This is a genomic window from Pseudonocardia sp. CA-107938, from assembly GCF_050936315.1.
Classification (GTDB): domain Bacteria; phylum Actinomycetota; class Actinomycetes; order Mycobacteriales; family Pseudonocardiaceae; genus Pseudonocardia.
Genome location: NZ_JBNJNA010000001.1, coordinates 1752281 through 1772106, shown reverse-complemented (window position 1 = coordinate 1772106; position 19826 = coordinate 1752281). Strand labels below are relative to the sequence as shown.

Sequence of the window (19826 nt, the reverse complement as noted above, 5' to 3'; positions counted from 1 at the left end):
CCTGGGGACCACCGTCGGACTGCGTTCGGAGCGAGGCCCCGTGCTCGGGGCGATCATGCTCGCGACCTCGCTCATCGCGATCGACTCCACGATCATCGCGACCGCCGTCCCGTCGATCGTGGCGGACGTCGGCGGGTTCACGCAGTTCCCGTGGCTGTTCTCGATCTACCTGCTCGCACAGGCCGTCACCGTGCCGGTGTGCGGGAAGCTCGCCGACCTGTTCGGCCGCAAGCCGGTGCTGCTCACGGGCATCGCGGTCTTCCTGCTCGGCTCGGTGCTGTGCGGGGCGGCGTGGAGCATGCCGGTGCTGATCGCGGCCCGCGTCGTGCAGGGCCTGGGTGCCGGTGCGATCGCGCCGATGACCGTCACCGTCGTCGGCGACCTGTACACGACCGCGGAGCGGGCCAAGGTGCAGGCCTACATCGCGAGTGTGTGGGCGGTCTCGTCGGTGCTCGGTCCGACGTTGGGCGGGGTGCTCTCCGAGTACGCGTCGTGGCGGTGGATCTTCTTCGTCAACGTGCCGCTGTGCCTGCTGGCCGGCGCGACGATCGTGCGGCGGTTCGCCGAGCGCGTCGAACGCGGCGAGCCGCGGATCGACGTCCGCGGGGCCGTCCTGCTCACCAGCGGCCTGACCCTCGCACTGCTGGCGATCCTCGAGGGCGGGCACAGCTGGGCGTGGCTGTCGGTGCCCGGCGTCGCGATCGCGGCCACCGGCCTGGTGCTGCTCGTCGCGTTCGTGCTCGTGGAGCGCACCGCGGTGGAGCCCGTGCTGCCGCTGTGGGTGTTCCGGCGCCGGTTGCTGGTGGCCAGCGGCGTGATCGCCGTGTGCGCCGGGGCGATCCTGCTCGGCCTCACCTCGTACATCCCCACCTACGTGCAGGTGGTGCTCGGCCACGGTCCGCTCGTCGCCGGGTTCGCCCTGGCCACGCTCCTGCTCGGCTGGCCGATCTCCGCGTCGCAGGCCGGACGCATCTACCTCCGCTACGGCTACCGGACGTGCGTGCTGCTCGGCACGGTCGTCGCCACCGCCGGCACCGCGCTGCTGCTCACCCTCGACCGGTCCACCCCTGTGCTCGCCGTCGCCGCGTTCTGCCTGGTGATCGGGCTGGGCATGGGGCTCACGGTGTCGCCGACGGTCGTCGCCACGCAGGCCAGCGTCGGCTGGACCGAGCGCGGGGTCGTCACGGCCAACAACCTGTTCCTGCGGTCGATGGGCAGCGCGCTCGGCGTCGCGGTGTTCGGCGCCATCGCCAACGCGACCGTCGGCACGCACGTCTCGGACGCCCCCGGCGCCGCCGTGGACCCGGCGCTGCTGGCGGTGGCCGTCGCCCGGATCTCGATCGGCCTGGTGATCCTCGCCGCCGTCATGGTGCTGGCGGCGACGCGGATCCCGGCACGGGTCGTGGAGCCGCCGCGCACCCCGTGACGGGCCCGGGGCTACGGAACGAGCTTGCCCAGCGGGACGGCGGCGGCATCGGGCCGGGCGGTCGCCTTCGGCTGCGCGTCGGCGGCCGCGACGACGGCGGTGGCGAGCGCGTCGTCGCACTTCCCGTCCATCGTGAGCTGCATGCCGGGCTCGTAGCCGGGCCACTTCGGGTCGTCGACCTTGAACTTGATCGGCGGGTCCACCGGGATGCGGTAGTCGCACTCGCCCATGCGGTCCTTCACGAACGCCTTGTGGCCGCCCAGCGTGACGGTCTTCCCGCCCTCGTCGAACAGCGTCGTGAACTGGAACGTGATCTTGTCGATGCCCGGGTCGGACGTCATGTCGCACGTGTACGGGTTCATGCCGCTGACGTAGTTCGGGTTGCCGCCGCGGTCCTTCGGTCGCGCCTGCAGCGCCGGCTTCAGCGCCAGGCACGGGTCCTTGCCGTACTCGCTGATCGTCGGCGTGGTGAGGCCGGCCGACACCAGCGGCGGGTTCTTCAGCTTCGGCAGCAGTGCGGTCATGTAGGCGTCGGCGACGCTGCACATCCGGTCGCGGGTCTCCTTCGCCGTCGTCTGGACGTCGACCTTGATCCCCAGCGGCTCCTGCACCGGGAAGAAGTACGCGCACGACACCCCGAACGACGGCGTGTTCGGGTCCTCCGGCGCCTTCTGCCGGTAGACCTTGGTGCCGTTCAGGTCACCGGCGTCGTAGGTCCGCGTGAGGTAGCCCTCGAACGTCGTCGCGACGTCGATCGACCACGTGTGGTCGTCACCGGCGTGGGTCAGGACGAGCTGGCACTTGTTGACCGTGCTCGTCGGCACGATGTACTGGCGCTTGCCGCCGGTCGCGGACTCGGCACCGGCGACGTCGTGCATCGCGCACGGGTCCCACGTGCGCATCGTCGCCATCGTGTCGACGAACTCGCGGAACCCGTTCTGGTAGGTGATGTCCTGCGCCGACGCCGGCACACCGGCGCTCGGCTGCGCCGTCCCGGAGACGGTGGTCGAGCAGGCCCCGGCGAGCAGGACGGCAGGGGCGATCAGCAGGGACAGCAGGGCGCGGCGGTGCATCGTTTCCTGTTCACCGTGGGGAGCGGGACGGCTGCCACCGTAACCCGAACGGCCGAGGCGCTTCGCCCGGGCACTCGTGCCGGACGTGTGAACGTCTCGTGGAGGTTCTCGCACGGCCACCCCGAGGCGCTGCCAGCACCCGTAACGTCGCGGGAGTGACCGAGGTGACCGACCGGCCCGTCCGGCCGCGCGCACGGTTCGTCCGCGCCGCGGTGTGGACGGCTGCGCTGGCCGTCGTCGTGCTCCCCGACCTGTTCGGTGGCCTCGACAGCTACCCGCCGTTCACCCAGGTCGTCGCGTTCCGACCGTGGCTGGCCCTCGGGGCCGGGGGCGTCGCGGTCCTGCTCGGCGTGCTCACGGTGTTCCGCCGCGCGCTGTGGCCCGTGCTCGTCGGCACCCTCGTGGTGGCCATGACCGCGGGGTTCGCAGTGCTGCCGCGGACGCTCGCCGGCCCCGTGCCGACGGACGGCCGGCCGCTCACCGTCATGGCCGCCAACGTCCTGCGCGCCCACGCCGATCCGCAGGCGCTCGCCGCCCTGATCGACGAGACCCGACCGGACGTCGTCTCACTGCCGGAGGCCGCCGGAGGGTTCGGCCCGCGCATCGCCCCCTTCGTGGCCCCGCTCGGCTACGGGTGCTCCCCACCGGCGACGGCGTCGGCGTCCTCGTGGCGCAGCGGCTGGGCGCCGTCCGCACCCGGCTGGGCACCGACTTCGGGCTCGAACCGTACGTGGAGATCACCGGCGGCGGGCTCGGGGACGTCACGGTCGTCGCGTTCCACGCGGCGTCGCCCGTCCAGGGTCGGATGGCGGCGTGGCGCGCCGACCTCGCGCTGCTCTCCCGCTGGTGCGCAGGACACGGGCGGGCGGTGATCGCGGGCGACCTCAACGCCACCCTCGACCACTCCGCCCTCCGCGCCGGATCGGCCGGCTGCACCGACGCGGGGGCCGCCCGCGGGGACGGGCTCGTCCCGACGTGGGGGCCGACCAGCGCCTCCAGGGTGTTCGGGCCCCAGATCGACCACGTTCTGGCCACCGAGGGCATCACCCCGTCGACGTTCGACGTGCGCGACCTCCCGGGCAGCGACCACCGCGTCGTGGTGAGCACGCTCCTGGTCCGCTGAGGCATCAGGGCGTTCTGACGGCAGCTTCGGCGAGGAGGTCCGCGGCTCGGCGGCTGCCCGGGGCCTCACCGGCCGCCGCCATCTCCGCCAGCGTCGCCTGCAGCACCGCGTTGACCGGCGTCGCGATGCCGTGCCGGGCGCCGAGCGCGACGATCTCACCGTTGAGGAAGTCCACCTCGACCGAAGTCGAACCGCGGCGCAGGCTCTGGCGGGTGGAGCTGCCTTCGCGGTCCCGACCGGCGACGGGCAGGATCCGCAGGTCGCCGCGCCGCTCGCGGTCCTCGGCGCGGCTCGCGATCGGGATGCCGGCAGCCTCGACGGCCCGTTCGCCCTCGGCGCGCGCGGTGCGGACGAGCGCGTCGAGCTCGGGATCGTCCGGGTCGCAGGCTGCGTCGGCGGCGTTGCCGAGGTTCGTGACGAGCTTGCGGTACTTCCAGCGCATGACCGCCGGCTCGGCCCGGCCGCGGAACCCGGCGGCACCGAGGTCGGCCACGATCCGCTCCGCGCGCTCGTCGACGCCGTCCGGCCAGCGGCCGACGTCGAGCAGGCCCGGCGCCGGCCCGAAGCTGTTCACCACGACCCCGGGTTCGACGAGTTCGGCGGGCAGCACCACGCACATGGCGTAGACGTCGGCGAACCCGGCCGCGTGCGCCCACCGCTCGTTGGCGACACCGTTCTGCGCGCACACCACCGGCACGTCCCGTGGTACGTCTCGCAGCGCCGCCGCGGTGTCCTGCGACTTCACGCAGACCAGCGCAACATCGCCGGGCCGCCAGTCCGCCTGCGCAGCAGCCGGCACCGCGATCGTGCGGGCGCGGTCGGGCTCCTCCAGCCGCAGCCCGGCCGACGCGAGCGCCGCGAGGTGCGCACCCCGCGCGACCAGCAGCACGTCGGAACCGGCCTCGGCCAGCCGGCCGCCGATGACGGCGCCGACCGAGCCGGCTCCGACGATCACGTACCTCACGCCTTGGCGACTTCCTCCGCGATCTCGTACGTGTTCAGCGCGGCGCCCTTGCGCAGGTTGTCGCCGCAGACGAACAGCTCGAGCGTGTTGGGGAAGTCGAGCGCCTGCCGGATCCGGCCGACCCACGTCGGGTCGCCGCCGACGGCGTCGGCCGGGGTCGGCCATTCCCCGGCAGCCGGGTCGTCGCGGAGCACGATCGTCGGCTGCTCGGCGAGCACCTTGCGGGCCGCGTCGACCGACACCTCGCGGGCGAACGTGGCGTGCACGGCGAGCGAGTGCGTGGTGACGACGGGGACGCGCACGCAGGTGGCCGAGACCTTGAGGTCGGGGATGCCGAGGATCTTGCGCGACTCGTTGCGGACCTTCAGCTCCTCCGACGACCAGCCGTCGTCCTTGAGCGAGCCGGCCCACGGCACGACGTTGAGCGCCAGCGGCGCCGGGAACGGCGAGGCGGCCGGGTCGAGCCCCGCAGCAGCCAACGCGTCGGCGATGTCGCCGCTGCGGCTGCCCAGTTCCTTGCCGGCGACGGCGCCCAGCTCCTCGTACAACCGGTCGATGCCGCCCTGACCCGCACCGGACGCGGCCTGGTACGACGCCACGACCAGCGCCTCCAGCCCGAACTCGCGGTGCAGCGCGCCCATCGCCGCCATCATCGACAGCGTGGTGCAGTTGGGGTTCGCGATGATCCCCTTCGGCCGCTCGGTGACCTTGTCGGCGTTCACCTCGGGCACCACCAGCGGCACCTCGGGGTCCATGCGGAACGCGCCCGAGTTGTCGACGGCCACGGCGCCGCGGGCGGCCGCGATCGGGGCCCACTCGGCGCTGACCTCGTCGGGCACGTCGAAGAGCGCCACGTCGACGCCGTCGAAGACCTCCGGCGCCAGTGCCTGCACCGTGATGTCCTGCCCGCGGACCTGCAGCACCTTCCCCGCCGACCGCGGCGAGGCGATCAGGCGGATCTCCGACCACGGCACGGACGGCCGCGCGTCGATGATCTCGATCATCGTGGAACCCACCGCACCGGTGGCACCCACGATGGCCAGGACGGGGCTCATCGCCCGGTCCCCGCGTGCACGACGGCCTGCTCCGCGCCACCGAGCTCGAACGCGTCGTGCAGGGCCTTCACCGCGGTGTCGAGCTGGTCGACCCGGCAGATCACCGAGATCCGGATCTCGGAGGTGTTCATGGTCTCGATGTTGATCCCGGCGTTGGAGAGCGCCTCGCAGAACGTGGCCGTCACGCCGGGGTGGTTGCGCATCCCGGCGCCGACCAGCGAGACCTTGCCGACCTCGTCGTCGTGGATGATCGACTGGAAGCCGATCTCCGGCTGCACCGCGGTGAGCGCGGCGACGGCGCGGGGGCCGTCGACCTTGGGCAGCGTGAACGTGATGTCCGTGCGCTGCGCCGACGAGCGGCTGATGTTCTGCAGCACCATGTCGATGTTGATGTCGGCATCGGCCACCGTGCGGAAGATGCGCGCGGCCATCCCGGGCGTGTCCGGCACGTCGGTGACGGTGATCTTCGCTTCGGACCGGTCGTGCGCGACCCCGGTGATGATCGCGTTCTCCAAGGGGATCTCCTCGATCGAGCCGGTGACGAGCGAACCCGGCTTCTCGGTGTACGAGCTGCGCACGCGCAGCGGGACGTTGTAGCGGCGGGCGTACTCGACGGCGCGCAGGTGCAGGATCTTCGCCCCGCACGCGGCCATCTCGAGCATCTCCTCGTAGGTGATCGTGTCGACGAGCTGCGCGTCGGGCACGATCCGCGGGTCGGCGGAGTACACGCCGTCGACGTCGGAGTAGATCTCGCAGACGTCGGCCTCCAGCGCCGCGGCGAGCGCGACGGCGGTGGTGTCGGAGCCGCCGCGGCCCAGCGTGGTGACGTCCTTCGAGTCCTGCGCGACGCCCTGGAAGCCGGCGACCAGCACGATCGAGCCCTCGTCGAGGGCGTCGCGCAGCCGGTGCGGGTTCACCTGCACGATGCGCGCGTCGCCGTGCTTGCCGGTGGTGACCATGCCTGCCTGCGACCCGGTGAACGAGCGGGCCTCGACGCCGAGCGCGTGGATCGCCATGGCCAGCAGGGCGTTGGAGATCCGCTCGCCCGCGGTCAGCAGCATGTCCAGCTCGCGGGGCGGCGGGGCCGGCGAGACCTGCTCGGCGAGATCGAGGAGGTCGTCCGTCGTGTCGCCCATCGCGGACGCGACCACGACGACGTCGTTGCCCTCTTTGTGCGTTCGGACGATCCGCTCGGCGACCTTCTTGATGCGATCCGCGTCCGACACCGAGGATCCGCCGTACTTCTGCACGACGAGGGCCACCGCCGACCTCCTGCACTGGCGCGGCTGCGCCGTCGTTGGAGCGCCCGAGGGCGCTGGTCGGGACGTCAGCCTACCCGTGCGCTGAAAAGCCGCAGACCGGTTTGACCGACGCCACACTGCGGCGCATCGGTCACCTCAGCGCGCGGTGCCGGCCCGGCGGTTGCGCCACAGCAGCACGGTGCTGGCGCCGATGCTCGCCAGGGTGCCGAGGCTGAACCCGGCTCCCTGCAGCGCGTGCCGGGCCCGGCCAGGCAGGACGCGGGTCGCGGTGAGCGCGACGGCCGCCACGATCGGGACGGCCGGTGCCACCAGCGGCCCCGACCAGCGCGGGTAGGCGGTCTCGCCGCGCCGCACGGCGTCGACGATCAGGGCCGAGGCGGCGACCACGGCGAGACCGAACGGGGCGTAGCCGGCCCCGGTGACCCGCTCGTAGGTCTGCGCGGTGGCCACCAGCTGCTCCCGGGCACGGGGATCGTCCGCCAGCGCCTCGATGTCCTTGTACGTCCGACCGGTGTACAGGTACGTGCCGTGGATGAACGACGCCCACGTCCACGCACCGGCCAGGATCAGGGCCGGCGGAAGGGCCCGGCGCGGGCCGGCCGGCGCCAGTCCCTGGTACACGTGCCACACGGCCGCGAGGTGCAGCGGCGACGCGTAGACGCCCAGCAGGGCCCCTGCTGCGAGCCGCCCGGTCGAGGACGGGACGAGCTGCAGCGCCGGCGTCTGCGCCCGGTGGAGGTCTGCCACGGCCGGATGCCGCTCCGGCTCTGCCTCGCGGCCGAGCAGGAGCACGTCGCCGACGGCGTAGACGGCCGAGGCGAGCGCCCCGGCGATCCCGGCCAGCCGGACCAGGTGGTGTCGTTCCACGTGCCGCGATCAGCCGATCCGGCGCACCAGCCGCACGACGACGCTGGTGATGACGAACCAGATGATCGCCGCGACGCCGTAGTTGAGGATCACCGACAGCTTCGGCTCGCTGTACTGGAACAGGTTGGAGAGGCCGAGGTCGAACGTGTCGGCCAGGCTCGCGATGGTGGCCGCGAACGTGTTGGCGGGGTTCGCGTCCAGCACGACGAGCACGATGTGCACGACCAGAACGGCCACGATGAGCAGGCCGATGAGGCGCAACAGGCCGGCGAGCAGGTCGATCCCGCGCCGCGCCGTGGTCCCGACTGCCATGACGTCCTCCTCGAAGCCGTTACGGCCTGGTCAGTGCTCCATCCTGGCATGATCACAGGCCCGATGCCGACACAACGCGCTTCCGCCGATCGAGTGACGTCCGGTCGGGGGTGGGTTGCGGAACCCGCCCGGGTTCGGGCTAACCTCGGTGCCGTGCGCGACATCTGGGGAGCCCTGCTCCTTCGCCGCCGCGGCGGGGTCTGACCGACCGGCCCCTCGTCGCGGGTTCTGGCGTGCGCCGGTCCATCCCTGATCGGCCCACATCCAGGAGCGACCCCGTGAACCCGCCCGACGCGTTCGTGTCCAACGCCGCCAGCCGCCTGCGCACCCCGTCCCGGCCGGTGCCGAACACGCAGCCGCCGTGGAACCCGCAACGCGGCTCCCACATGCCCGTCCATCGCTACCGCCCGTTCCACGAGCTGGTGGAGCCGGTGTCGCTGCCCGACCGCACCTGGCCGGACAAGCGCATCACCTCGGCCCCGCTGTGGTGCGCGGTCGACCTGCGCGACGGCAACCAGGCCCTGATCGACCCGATGAGCCCCGGCCGCAAGCGCCGCATGTTCGACCTGCTCGTACGCATGGGCTACAAGGAGATCGAGGTCGGTTTCCCGGCCGCGAGCCAGACCGACTTCGACTTCGTCCGCGAGATCATCGAGGACGAGGCCATCCCCGACGACGTGACGATCCAGGTGCTGACCCAGGCCCGCACCGAGCTGATCGAGCGCACGTACGAGGCCTGCGAGGGTGCGCCCCGCGCGATCGTGCACCTGTACAACTCGACGTCGATCCTGCAGCGGCGGGTCGTGTTCCGGTCCGACCGGCCGGGCATCTCCAAGATCGCCACCGACGGCGCGGAGGACGTGCTGCGGTTCAGCGAGAAGTACCCCGACACCGAGTGGCGGTTCGAGTACTCGCCCGAGTCCTACACGGGCACCGAGCTGGAGTACGCCGTCGACGTCTGCAACGCGGTGAGCGCGATCTGGCAGCCGTCCCGCGAGGCACCGATGATCGTCAACCTGCCGGCGACCGTCGAGATGGCCACCCCGAACGTCTACGCCGACTCGATCGAGTGGATGCACCGCCACCTGGACCGGCGCGACGCGATCGTGCTGTCGCTGCACCCGCACAACGACCGCGGCACCGGCGTCGCCGCCGCCGAGCTGGGCTACCAGGCCGGCGCCGACCGCATCGAGGGCTGCCTGTTCGGCAACGGCGAGCGCACCGGCAACGTCGACCTGGTGACGCTGGGCATGAACCTGTTCACCCAGGGCATCGACCCGCAGATCGACTTCTCCGACATCGACGAGATCCGTCGGACGGTGGAGTACTGCAACCAGCTGCCCGTCGCCGAGCGCCACCCGTGGGGCGGCGACCTGGTCTACACGGCGTTCTCCGGCAGCCACCAGGACGCCATCAACAAGGGCTTCGACGCCATGCGCGCCGCAGCGGACGAGGCCGGTGTCGCGGTCGACGACTTCGCGTGGGAGGTCCCGTACCTGCCCGTCGACCCGAAGGACATCGGGCGCACGTACGAAGCCGTGATCCGCGTGAACTCGCAGTCCGGCAAGGGCGGCGTCGCGTACATCATGAAGGCCGAGCACCAGTTCGACCTGCCGCGGCGACTGCAGATCGAGTTCTCGAGGGCCATCCAGGAGGTCACCGACTCCGAGGGCGGCGAGGTCTCCCCGAAGGAGATGCGCGACGTCTTCGAGACCGAGTACCTGGCCCGCGAGACCCCGCTCAAGCTGATCCGGCACCGCCTGACCAGCGACGGGGAGGGCACCGACGAGATCGTCGCCACCGTCCGCGTCGAGAACGACCTGCACGAGATCACCGGCAGCGGCAACGGCCCGCTCGCCGCGTTCGTCGACGCGTTGGCCGGCATCGGCTTCGACGTGCGGGTGCTCGACTACCAGGAGCACGCCATGTCCGCCGGTGACGACGCCCGCGCCGCGGCGTACGTCGAGTGCACGGTGGAGGACAAGGTCCTCTGGGGTGTCGGCGTGGACTCGTCGATCGTGAGCGCCAGCCTCAAGGCCGTGGTGTCCGCGATCAACCGCGCCATGCGCTGAACGGGGCCCGGGGCACACCCCTGGCTTAGATGATGCACATCATCTAAATTGCACGGTGTGCCCCGGTCCTCTCGCGCCGAAACCGCGCGCCACCACGACCAGATCGTCGACGCCGCGTCCCGGCTGTTCCGCGAACGCGGCGTCGACGGCGTCGGGGTGCCGGAGGTGATGGCCGCCGCCGGGCTGACCCACGGCGGCTTCTACCGGCACTTCCCCTCGAAGGACGCGCTGGCCGCGGCCGCGGTCCACGCGGCGTTCGCGCAGCGCGCCGACCGGCTCCGCGAGCTGCACGAGGAGCACGGCGGCGACCCGGCGGCGACCCGCGCCGCGTTCGTCGAGCAGTACCTGAGCAGCACCCACCGCGACGCGCCGGAGCGAGGCTGCCCCAACGCCGCGCTCGCGGTGGAGATCGCCCGATCCGAGCCCGGCAGCGCCGTCCGCGCCGCGTACGGTCCGGCGGTGCGGGACTCGGTCGCGAGGATTGCCGAGCTCGCCGAACAAGGCGCGGACCAGCGTGAACGTGAGGACGCCGCACTGCGCGACCTCGCCGCGCTCGTCGGGGCCGTCGTGCTCGCCCGCGCCACCGCGGGTGACGAGATCTCCGACCGCGTGCTCGCCGCCGTCCGCGAAGGCCTGCTGTGAGCGCGCAGCACCCCGGCCGGACGCTGCTGGTCGTCTCCTCTGCGGCGTTCCTCGCGAGCCTGGACCTGTTCATCGTCAACATCGCGTTCCCCGCGATCCGGGCGGACTTCCCCGGCAGCGACCTCGCGCAGATGTCCTGGGTGCTCAACGGCTACACCGTCGTGTTCGCGGCGTTCCTCGCGGTGGCCGGCCGGCTCGCCGACCGCTTCGGGCACAAGCGCGTGTTCCTCGTCGGCTTGGCGGTGTTCACCCTCGCCTCGGCCGCCTGTGCCGCCGCACCGTCGGTCGCCCTGCTCGTCGCCGCGCGGGCCGTGCAGGCGCTCGGCGCCTCGATGCTCACGCCGACGTCGCTGTCGTTGCTGCTCGCCGCCTACCCCGCCGAGCGGCGGGCCCACGCCGTCGGCATCTGGGCATCGATCGGCGCGGTCGCGGCGGCGCTCGGCCCGCCGCTGGGCGGGCTGCTGGTCGAGGCGTCCTGGCACTGGGTGTTCCTGGTGAACCTGCCGGTCGCGGGTGCCGCGCTGGTCGCGGGCGTGCGGGTGCTGGACGAGAGCGCCCACCTGCGCACCGGCATGCCCGACCTGGTCGGTGCCATCGGCCTGGTGGTGGGGGTCGGCGCGCTCGCGTGGGCGCTGGTGCGCGCACCCGACACCGGATGGGCGGATCCGCAGGTCACGCTCGGTCTCGTCGCGGCAGTGGCCGGCATCGGGTTCGTCGTGATCCGCTCGCGACGCCACCCCGAACCCGCCCTCGACCTCGCCGTGCTGCGGCACGGGCCGGCCGCGCTCGCCTCGACGGCGATGCTCGTGTTCACTGCCGGGTTCGCCGCGCTGCTCGTCGTGAACGTGCTGTTCCTGACCGGCACCTGGGGGTACCCGGCGCCGCTGGCGGGTCTCGCGCTCGCGCCCGGACCGCTCGTGGTGGTCGTCGTCGCGCGGTTCTCCGGCCGGCTGCAGGACCGCTTCGGCATCGGCCCGCTCGCCGCAGCAGGCGGGCTGGTCTTCGCCGCCGGCACCGCATGGTGGGCCCTGCGCGCCGGAGCCGAGCCCGACTACCTCGGCGTGCTCCTGCCCGGCCAGCTCGGCACGGGTCTCGCCGTCGGGCTGATCCTGCCCGCGCTCTCGTCGGCCGTGGGCACCTACCTGACGCCGGCGCAGTGGGGTTCGGGCTCGTCGCTGATCAACACGGCTCGGCAGATCGGCTCGGTGCTCGGGATCGCCGCGGTCGTCACCATCGTCGGCACGGCCTCGACCGGCGCCGTGGGCGACCTGCCGCTGCTGCGCCACGGCTGGGTGTTCCTCGTCGTCACCGGCCTCGCCACGGCCATGCTCGGCGCCGGGCTGGCCGTCGCGCGGCGACCCGTCAGCCAGCCGCAGCCCGTTCCCGACCCTCGCTGAAGAACGCAGCCAGCACGTGGTGGTCGGCCACCTGCTCCATCGTGCGCACGGCCCCGAACGGCACGTTCCAGAACTCGCCCTCCCGCGGCGTCCACGGCCCCACGTACGCGTACGGGCGGGACACCGCGGCATCGCCGGGCGACACCCCGTAGTTGATCTCGTCGACCGAGATCCCGAGATCGAAGTGCTCCGGCCAGAGCACCGGGTCGATGTCGGGCGCGAACGTGCGCAGCGCGGAGTCACCGCGCGCGAACCACTCCGCGATCAGACCCGCGGCCGCGTCCTCGATCACCAGCTCGTCGTCGGGGCCCAGCTCGGCGCCGTCGTGGTAGAGCCCCTCGGGAGCGCCGACGTCGACGCCCGCGACCTCCGCCAACGAGCGGCAGGTGCCGGTCAGCCGGGTCCGCCCCGTGCCCCACACCAGCTCGGTGCCCTCCACCCGCAGGCCGGACGCGACCGCGCCGAACCCGCCCGGCGTCGCCTGCAGGCGGATCGTGCCGACGGCCCGATGCTGCGGGCCGGCGATCACCAGCTCCGCAACCGCGTGCAGTGCCTTGCGCGTGCGCGCGATCCGCTCGTCGTCCACACCGGAATGGTCTCAGGTGGACAGATCGAACTCACCCGCCGCAGCGGCGGCGAGGAACGCCGACCACGCCTGCGGCGAGCACTCCTGCACGACGGCGCGCGCCGGGTCCTTCGTGTCGCGGATGGTGGCCGAGCCGTCACCGTGCAGGCCCACTTCGACACATTCCCCGCTGCAGCAGAAGCTGCTGGTCCGATACGTCGTCATCACGCCGATCTGTCCTTCGCCCGCGCCCGGTGGATGTCCCGGAAACGATCGATCTCCGCCTTGGATACGTCCTGCGGACGAGACGCGACCAGCAGATCTCCGAACATCGCGCGGTAGTGCTCGACGTCGGACGGCGCGTCCAGATGAGCCAGGCCGCTGTGTCCCTCCAGGTAGACGATGTCGCTACCGGATCCTGGCGGGAACTCCATCACGCCGAACGGCCCGCCGTGCCCGCCTCGAACCCCCGTGGAGAAGGGCAGGATGCGGATGCTCACATTGGGCCGTTGCGCCATGTCGGACAGGTGATCGAGCTGGTCGGCCATGACCGAGGGCGAACCGACCTCGCGATGCAGCACGGACTCGTCCAACACCAGCACGAACAGCATCGGCGAATCGGGGCGGAGCAACGCCTCCTGCCGTCGCCGGCGCAGCTCCAGCAACCGCTCGAACTCCTCCTCCGTGCGCGCACCGCCCCCGGCGTACAGGACCGCACGGGTGTAGTCAGGGGTCTGCAGCAGACCGTGCACGAACACGATCTCGAAGGCCGAAACACGCAGGGCCTCGGACTCCAGCGCGGCGTGCCGCACGGTCAGGTCGACGACCAGGTCGTGCGGGAGCGCGTCGCGCAGCGGCTCCCACCAGCCGCGCTCGCGCCCGTCGTGCACGAGCCGCAGCAGCGTCTCCCGCTCGCTCTCCGACGTGACCCCGTAGATGCGTATCAGCTCGCGCACGTCCGGGATCTTCGGGATGCCCTTGCCGTTCTCCAGCCGCGAGATCTTGGAGGTGGAGCAGGTCATGCGGGCGGCGACGTCGTCGAGCGTCAGGCCGGACCGGGTGCGCAGACGGCGCAGCTCGGCGCCCAGCGTGCGCCGGGAGCCGAGGGGCGACCGCGGTGTGGCCATTGCTCCGTCCGGGTTCTCCATGGGCTTGCAATTGCATGGTGCACCTGCGTCGGGCAATCTCATCACCAGGAGCGGTGTAACGGAAGTCACCACGCCGCTGCTGCCTTCGCCTCGGCATCGGACGGGCCACCCCCAACCGACGCCACCGGTTCCGGGTCTACCGGGACACCACACACGTCCGGCGAACCCGCCGGCGAAAGAAGGGGGAAGGGAGGGTGATCGCATGATCACCTACATCGCGATCGGAATCGGGTTCTTGGTCGTCGTCGCCATCGTCGTCGGGATCGTCGACGCGGCGCAGGCGGCCGAGTGGCGCCGGGTCGCCCGGGACCGGCGGGAGCGTTGGGAGTCCCGCCAGCGGCAGTACCACGGGTACGACGGCAGCCGGTCCGACGAGGAGGACGACGACTGATGTCCTGCCCCGTCACCCCGATCCGGTCGTCGCGCCCCTGAACTACAGGGCGCGGCGACCGGACAGGGCTCGACCCAGGGTCAGCTCGTCAGCGAACTCCAGATCCCCACCCATCGGCAGCCCCGAGGCCAACCGCGTGACGGTCAGGCCGGGGAAGTCCCGCAGCAACCGCACCAGGTACGTGGCCGTCGCCTCGCCCTCCGTGTTGGGGTCGGTCGCGATGATCACCTCGGCGACGTCGGTCTCGTCCGCCGCCGGGCCCGTGCCACCGAGCCGGGCCAAGAGCTCACGGATCCGCAGCGAGTCCGGCCCGATCCCCGCCAGCGGATCCAGCGCCCCGCCCAGCACGTGGTAGCGGCCCTTGAACTCGCGCGTGCGCTCGACGGCGAGCACGTCCTTCGGTTCCTCGACGACGCAGACGATCGTCGGGTCGCGCCGGGCGTCGGCGCAGTAGCGGCACCGTTCCCGCTCCGACACGTTGCCGCAGACCTCGCAGAACACCACGCCCTGCTTGACCTTCTGCAGCACGTCCTGCAGCCGCGTCACGTCCGCCGGGTCGGCGGCGAGCAGGTGGAACGCGATCCGCTGGGCGCTCTTCGGGCCCACACCGGGCAGCCGTCCGAGCTCGTCGATGAGGTCCTGAACCGGTCCTTCGAACACCGCGCCCTAGCCGAGGCCGGGGAAGCCGCCGCCCAGCGCGCTGGCGAGCGGGCCCATCTTCTGCTGCTGCAGGTCGGCCGCCTTCTGCGCGGCGTCCTGGAACGCGCCGACGACGAGGTCCTGCAGCGTCTCGACGTCCTCGGGATCGACGACCTTCGGGTCGATGGCCACGGACCGGACCTCCTGCGCGGCCGTCATCGTCACCTTGACCAGGCCGTTGCCCGCCTGCCCGGTGACCTCCGCCTCCGCCAGCTCGGCCTGCGCGGCCAGCAGCTGCTGCTGCATCGCCTGCGCCTGCTGCATGATCATCTGCATGTCGGGCCCACCCGGCTGCACCACCTGCGGTCTCCCTCACCCGTCGCGTCACCGGGACGCGTGCGCGCACCCGGCTCTGCCTGCCAGGGTAGCCGTGCGAGGGTGGGGACGTGCGCCGCGCCACTGCCCGTCGCCTGCTCGTGGCCCTTGCGGCGGCGAGCGTGGTGGCGTGCTCCGGCGCCGCGCCGGCGGCGCCGGTCGCAGCAGGCGCAGCCCCACCGCCGGCGCAGCGAGTGGTCGTCCTGGACCCGGGGCACAACGGCGGCAACTACGCCGGTCGCGCCGACATCCGCCGGCCCGTCCCCGACGGGCGTGGCGGCACCAAGCCGTGCAACACCGTGGGCACCGAGACCGACGCCGGCTACCCGGAGCACGCCTTCACCTTCGACGTCGCCCAGCGGGTGGAGACCCGGCTCGTGGCCGCCGGCGTCCGGGTCGTGCTGACCCGTCCCGACGACGCCGGCGTCGGGCCGTGCGTCGACGCGCGGGCCGCTGCCGCCGACGCGGCCGGCGCGGACGCGTTCGTCTCGGTGCACGCGGACGGGTCGGGCCCCGCCGACCACGGCTTCCACGTCGCCTACGCCGAGCCGCCGCCCGACCCGGCCCAGGCCGGCCCGACCAGGGCGTTGGCCACCTCCCTGCGCGACGCGCTGCGCGGCGCGGGCTTCGCCACGTCGAGCTACACCGGCACCGACGGGCTGTCCGGGCGCCCGGACCTGGCCGGGCTCAACCTCTCCCACCGCCCGTCCGTGCTGGTGGAGTGCGCCAACATGCGCAACGCCGCCGAGGCGGCCACCGTCACGTCACCGGAGGGGCGCGACCGCTACGCCGCGGCGATCGCCGCCGGCGTCCTCGCGTTCCTCGCCCACTGACTGCTGCTCAACCGCAACCTCGGTGCGAGCGCGCGACGACGACTTGCGGAGGAGGCGCGCAGCGCCCTCAGAGGAACGACGCGGGGCGCGAGCACCGGGGGAGCAAGTCGTCGTCACAAGAGCGCGCGAGCCCGGAGCGCCGCAGGCGCGACAGATCAAGCACGATCCAGCTTCTGCGCGCCCAGTGTGCTGGACAGCAGCCGCATGGCGGCCTCCTCCGGGCCGTTGCGCTCCGGGGGCGGCATGTCGGGCGGGGCCACCGAGTCGGTCATCGGGTCGGCGGCGTACTCGTCGTCCTCGGGGGGTTCGTCGTCGTCCGGCGGCTCTGGCGGCAGCGGCTCCTCGTCGACGGGCGGGGCGGGGCGCTGCGGCGCGGCCGGCTGCGGCGCAGGCGGCGGGACCTGCCGGCGCTGCGGCGGCGCCTGCCGCTGCGGCGCGGGCCCGGCAGCGCGCGCCGGCGGGCCGGACGGGGCGTCGGCGGACTCGCAGCGGACGGTCCAGCGCACCCCCAGCACGTCGTGCAGCGCGGCCGAGACGACGTCGGCGTTGCGGCTCTCCGACAGCCGCCGCGCCAGCGAGGGAGCGCCGATGCCGAGCACGAGGGTGTCGCCGTCGAGGCTGCGGACGGTGGCGTTGACCAGCATCGCCTCGATGCTGCGGCTGCGGCCGCGCGCCGCGGACAGCACCTCGGACCACACGCGGCGCACCGCCGCGGCGTCCAGGTCGGTGCCGCGGCCGGGGGCCGGTGGGGCGGGCTGCTGCGGAGCCGCCGGTCGCTCCGCAGCAGGACGGGCGGGAGCACGCTCGGGCGGAGGCTGGGGACGCTCGGCGGCGGGACGGGCCGCGCGGTCGTCCGCGGCCGCCGGCGGGCGCGCGGGCACCGGAGGGGTCGGGGCGGCGGCAACCGGACGCTCGGACGCAGGGACGGGCTGGGCCGGCTCGGCGGCTGCCGGACGCGCGGGCGGCGGCTCGGCCGCACGCGCGGGCTCCGGCGCTGCCTGGCTCGCCCTGCGGAAGGTGCGCTTGCCCGGCTCTCCGGCGTCCACCGGCCCGCCGTCACCCGCGGTGGCGGGGGCGGCGGCGATGTCGTTGCGGCGTTCCAGGCGTTCGAGGCGCTCCAGGAGGCCGGGCTCCGCGGGCGACGCCGCCGGCAGCAGCATCCGGGCGCAGAGCAGCTCCAGCAGCAGCCGCGGTGCGGTGGCACCACGCATCTCGACCAGGCCGTTGTGCAGGATCTCGCAGTAGCGGGTGAGGGTGGCGGCGCCGAGCCGGTCGGCCTGCTCGACGATGCGCGCCAGCTCGTCCTCGGCGATGTCGACCAGCCCGCGGTTCGCCGCCTCCGGCACGGCCTGCAGCAGCAGCACGTCGCGGAGGCGTTGCAGCAGGTCGGAGGCGAAGCGCCGCGGATCGTGCCCGGCCTCGACGAGCCGGTCGACGGTCTCGTAGACGGTGGCGCCGTCGCCTGCCGCCAGCGCGTCGACCATGTCGTCGATGAGCGCGACGTCGGTGACGCCGAGCAGCGCCACGGCCCGCTCGTAGGTGACGCCCTCGGGTCCGGCACCGGCCAGGAGCTGGTCGAGCACCGACAGCGAGTCGCGGGCCGAACCGCCGCCCGCGCGCACGACCAGCGGGTACACCGCCGGCGCGACCGTGACGCCCTCCTCCGCGCAGATGCCCTCCATGAGCTTGCGCAGGGTGCCGGGCGGGATGAGCCGGAACGGGTAGTGGTGGGTGCGCGACCGGATCGTCGGCAGCACCTTCTCCGGCTCGGTGGTCGCGAACACGAACACCAGGTGCTCCGGCGGCTCCTCCACGATCTTCAGCAGGGCGTTGAAGCCCTGCGTGGTGATCATGTGCGCCTCGTCGACGATGAACACCCGGTAGCGCGACTCGGCGGGCGCGAAGAACGCCCGATCGCGCAGCTCGCGGGTGTCGTCGACGCCTCCGTGGGAGGCGGCGTCGAGCTCGGTGACGTCGATGTTGCCGGGACCGCCGGGCGCGAGCGAGACGCACGACGGGCACACCCCGCACGGGTCCGGCGTGGGCCCGAGCTCGCAGTTCAGCGAGCGGGCGAGGATGCGCGCGCTCGAGGTCTTCCCGCAGCCGCGCGGCCCGCTGAACAGGTACGCGTGGTTGATCCGGCCGGCCTCGAGGGCGACCCGCAGGGGCTCGGTGACGTGCTCCTGGCCGACGACCTCCGCGAACTTGGCCGGGCGGTACTTGCGGTACAGGGCCAGTGCCATGCGTGCCCCGCCTCCCGTGTCGGCTGCCGTCCTCGCTGGAGGCTACCCACCGGGATCGGAGCGCCCACGACGCGGCCCTACCCCGCGATCGACCCGCGAACCCCGAAGTGGGCCTGGTCGGCCGCGGCCCGCCCGGCCGCCCACCCGTCGGCGTTGGACACCGAGTAGCCGCGGGCCACCAGGTGCGGGAACAGCTCCTCGACCAGCGCATCGGTGGCCGAGGCACGAGCAGCCAGCACGGGCAGCAGCGTGCTGTCGGCAGCGCTGCTCTCGGCCCGGACCTCCGCGTCGATCTCCTCCGTGGTCACCGAGTCGGCCGCGGCGAGCCGCTCCCCGATCCGGCGGGCGTAGGCGATGAGGAACGACTGGCGGAACGACCGCGTGCGCGACGTGCCCGCCCGGGTGATCCGGCTGCCCTCGGCCAGCATCGCCCGGCCGGCCTGGACCAGCAGCGACGTGGTGAGCAGCTCGATCGCATCGAGATCGGCGTCGGCGCCGACGACGGTCGCGAACCCCATCGTGCTGGCCCACACCGTGCGCGCCCGGTTGGCGCCGGCCACCTCCTGCACGAGCAGTGCCTTGGCGTCGAGGTACGGCGCCTCGAGCCAGATCCGCCGCCCGGAGACGACGGGTGCCCGGCCGCGATCATGGTCGTGCACCGCCTGGTGGAGCGAGTACCGGCTCATCAGCTCCTGGGCCTTCGCCGACAGCGCCTCGGCCTCCTCAGGGAACTGCGTCGACTCCGCCTTGGCCAGCAGGGCGCGCACCTTGGCCAGCGCCTTCTGGTCGCTCTGCGCCGGCTCACCGACGTGGTGGCGGCTCTCGCCGGGCAGCGGCAGCAACCGCTCGAAGACGGGCAGCCTGCAGATCAGGCTCAGCATCCGCAGCACCGCACCCAGCCCGGCCCGTTGGGCGAGCCCCGCTCGGGCCCGCCACGTGCGCACGTGCGGCCGACCTGGCTCCGGCAGCGCGGCACCCGCCTCGATGCCGGCGACCTGAGCGCGCCAGCGCGGATGCACGGCCGCCGCCGCGTACCGCCGGGATTCCAGCACCACCGCCTCGGCCACGTACTCGGCGATCTCCCGGTCGAGGCGCCTGCGCACGATCTCGACGAGGTCGAACGGCTGCCATCCCCGCCGCCACATCTCGCCGACCATGCGCGTGACCGCAGTGTCGGTCGCCGCGTCGAGCTCGCCCGCCTCCGCGCCGAAGTCGGCGACCAGCTCGGCAGCGTGGCCGTCGATGTCGTCGCAGGTGCAGACCGCACCGCGCCGGATGCCGTCGATCATCGCCTCGCGCAGCACGGCGCGGTCGTCCGCGGTGCGGAACCCTGCCGGTCCGGGATCGGCGGACCGGCCCGACGCAGCGGCGCTGCGCTGACGCGCCTTCTGCTTGGCGGCCCGCTTCTCGCGGTTGCGGCGGCTCATGGGGACAGTGTG

At 73.1% G+C, this 19826-nt stretch carries 20 protein-coding genes; 7 read left to right on the top strand and 13 right to left on the bottom strand.

Features of this window, described 5'->3' with window-relative positions:
* Window positions 1-40: 40 nt before the first annotated feature.
* Complete coding sequence (locus ACQEVB_RS08865; protein ID WP_432967289.1) at window positions 41-1426, top strand: MDR family MFS transporter; 1386 nt, start codon at window positions 41-43, stop codon at window positions 1424-1426.
* 11 nt (window positions 1427-1437) lie between these two features.
* On the opposite strand, the gene ACQEVB_RS08860 is transcribed toward ACQEVB_RS08865, so the two are convergent.
* On the bottom strand, window positions 1438-2499 hold the full coding sequence (locus tag ACQEVB_RS08860) for a hypothetical protein (RefSeq protein ID WP_432967286.1): 1062 nt from the start codon (window positions 2497-2499) through the stop codon (window positions 1438-1440).
* Between the two features lie 214 nt (window positions 2500-2713).
* Here ACQEVB_RS08860 and ACQEVB_RS08855 point away from each other — a divergent pair, with 214 nt between their 5' ends.
* On the top strand, window positions 2714-3622 hold the full coding sequence (locus ACQEVB_RS08855) for an endonuclease/exonuclease/phosphatase family protein (protein ID WP_432967283.1): 909 nt from the start codon (window positions 2714-2716) through the stop codon (window positions 3620-3622).
* A 4-nt stretch (window positions 3623-3626) separates the two neighbouring features.
* Here ACQEVB_RS08855 and ACQEVB_RS08850 read toward each other — a convergent pair whose 3' ends face one another.
* The 5 genes from ACQEVB_RS08850 to ACQEVB_RS08830 all read right to left on the bottom strand — a co-directional run bounded on the left by ACQEVB_RS08850 (window position 3627) and on the right by ACQEVB_RS08830 (window position 8082).
* A complete protein-coding gene (locus ACQEVB_RS08850) occupies window positions 3627-4586 on the bottom strand; it encodes a ketopantoate reductase family protein (protein ID WP_432967280.1) in 960 nt (319 codons plus the stop codon).
* Complete coding sequence (locus tag ACQEVB_RS08845) at window positions 4583-5641, bottom strand: aspartate-semialdehyde dehydrogenase (RefSeq protein WP_432967277.1); 1059 nt, start codon at window positions 5639-5641, stop codon at window positions 4583-4585. Before ACQEVB_RS08845 ends, ACQEVB_RS08850 begins: the two co-directional genes overlap by 4 nt.
* Entirely contained in the window at window positions 5638-6903 is a 1266-nt protein-coding gene (locus ACQEVB_RS08840; RefSeq protein WP_432967274.1) for an aspartate kinase, read from the bottom strand. The genes ACQEVB_RS08845 and ACQEVB_RS08840 overlap by 4 nt, the downstream gene beginning before the upstream one ends.
* A 135-nt stretch (window positions 6904-7038) precedes the next feature.
* Window positions 7039-7770, bottom strand: coding sequence for a DUF6796 family protein (locus ACQEVB_RS08835; protein WP_432967271.1), 732 nt, complete (start codon window positions 7768-7770; stop codon window positions 7039-7041).
* Between the two features lie 9 nt (window positions 7771-7779).
* Window positions 7780-8082, bottom strand: coding sequence for a hypothetical protein (locus ACQEVB_RS08830; protein WP_432967269.1), 303 nt, complete (start codon window positions 8080-8082; stop codon window positions 7780-7782).
* Window positions 8083-8360: 278 nt separating this feature from the next.
* Here ACQEVB_RS08830 and leuA point away from each other — a divergent pair, with 278 nt between their 5' ends.
* The 3 genes from leuA to ACQEVB_RS08815 are packed head-to-tail and all read left to right on the top strand — an operon-like array spanning window position 8361 to window position 12193.
* Window positions 8361-10154 (top strand): 2-isopropylmalate synthase, encoded by a 1794-nt coding sequence (gene leuA / locus ACQEVB_RS08825; RefSeq protein ID WP_432967266.1) that lies wholly within the window; start codon window positions 8361-8363, stop codon window positions 10152-10154.
* 57 nt (window positions 10155-10211) lie between these two features.
* On the top strand, window positions 10212-10796 hold the full coding sequence (locus tag ACQEVB_RS08820; RefSeq protein ID WP_432967264.1) for a TetR/AcrR family transcriptional regulator: 585 nt from the start codon (window positions 10212-10214) through the stop codon (window positions 10794-10796).
* Window positions 10793-12193 carry a DHA2 family efflux MFS transporter permease subunit gene (locus ACQEVB_RS08815; RefSeq protein ID WP_432967261.1) on the top strand — a complete coding sequence of 467 codons (1401 nt, stop codon included), beginning with the start codon at window positions 10793-10795 and terminating at the stop codon, window positions 12191-12193. The genes ACQEVB_RS08820 and ACQEVB_RS08815 overlap by 4 nt, the downstream gene beginning before the upstream one ends.
* On the opposite strand, the gene ACQEVB_RS08810 is transcribed toward ACQEVB_RS08815, so the two are convergent.
* From ACQEVB_RS08810 to ACQEVB_RS08800, 3 genes are read right to left on the bottom strand one after another with little or no spacing between them, the layout of a single operon-like run.
* A complete protein-coding gene (locus tag ACQEVB_RS08810) occupies window positions 12159-12779 on the bottom strand; it encodes a hypothetical protein (RefSeq protein WP_432967258.1) in 621 nt (206 codons plus the stop codon). The two genes, ACQEVB_RS08815 and ACQEVB_RS08810, sit on opposite strands and share 35 nt — an antisense overlap.
* 12 nt (window positions 12780-12791) lie before the next feature.
* Window positions 12792-12983 (bottom strand): DUF397 domain-containing protein, encoded by a 192-nt coding sequence (locus tag ACQEVB_RS08805; RefSeq protein WP_432967256.1) that lies wholly within the window; start codon window positions 12981-12983, stop codon window positions 12792-12794.
* Window positions 12983-13906, bottom strand: a complete 924-nt coding sequence (locus tag ACQEVB_RS08800; protein WP_432967254.1) for a helix-turn-helix domain-containing protein — start codon at window positions 13904-13906, stop codon at window positions 12983-12985. The genes ACQEVB_RS08805 and ACQEVB_RS08800 overlap by 1 nt, the downstream gene beginning before the upstream one ends.
* A 202-nt stretch (window positions 13907-14108) precedes the next feature.
* On the opposite strand from ACQEVB_RS08800, the gene ACQEVB_RS08795 reads away from it, so the two are divergent.
* A complete protein-coding gene (locus ACQEVB_RS08795; RefSeq protein ID WP_432967252.1) occupies window positions 14109-14297 on the top strand; it encodes a hypothetical protein in 189 nt (62 codons plus the stop codon).
* Between the two features lie 42 nt (window positions 14298-14339).
* On the opposite strand, the gene recR is transcribed toward ACQEVB_RS08795, so the two are convergent.
* Window positions 14340-14957, bottom strand: coding sequence for a recombination mediator RecR (gene recR / locus ACQEVB_RS08790; protein WP_432967250.1), 618 nt, complete (start codon window positions 14955-14957; stop codon window positions 14340-14342).
* 6 nt (window positions 14958-14963) lie between these two features.
* Window positions 14964-15296, bottom strand: coding sequence for a YbaB/EbfC family nucleoid-associated protein (locus ACQEVB_RS08785; protein ID WP_432967248.1), 333 nt, complete (start codon window positions 15294-15296; stop codon window positions 14964-14966).
* An 86-nt stretch (window positions 15297-15382) separates the two neighbouring features.
* On the opposite strand from ACQEVB_RS08785, the gene ACQEVB_RS08780 reads away from it, so the two are divergent.
* The gene (locus ACQEVB_RS08780) at window positions 15383-16144 is read left to right on the top strand and encodes an N-acetylmuramoyl-L-alanine amidase (RefSeq protein ID WP_432967246.1); all 762 of its coding nucleotides are present in this window, start codon (window positions 15383-15385) and stop codon (window positions 16142-16144) included.
* A 155-nt stretch (window positions 16145-16299) separates the two neighbouring features.
* On the opposite strand, the gene ACQEVB_RS08775 is transcribed toward ACQEVB_RS08780, so the two are convergent.
* Both ACQEVB_RS08775 and ACQEVB_RS08770 read right to left on the bottom strand, forming a co-directional pair.
* Entirely contained in the window at window positions 16300-18387 is a 2088-nt protein-coding gene (locus tag ACQEVB_RS08775; RefSeq protein ID WP_432967244.1) for a DNA polymerase III subunit gamma and tau, read from the bottom strand.
* Between the two features lie 77 nt (window positions 18388-18464).
* The gene (locus ACQEVB_RS08770) at window positions 18465-19814 is read right to left on the bottom strand and encodes a DUF2786 domain-containing protein (RefSeq protein WP_432967242.1); all 1350 of its coding nucleotides are present in this window, start codon (window positions 19812-19814) and stop codon (window positions 18465-18467) included.
* Window positions 19815-19826 lie beyond the last annotated feature (12 nt).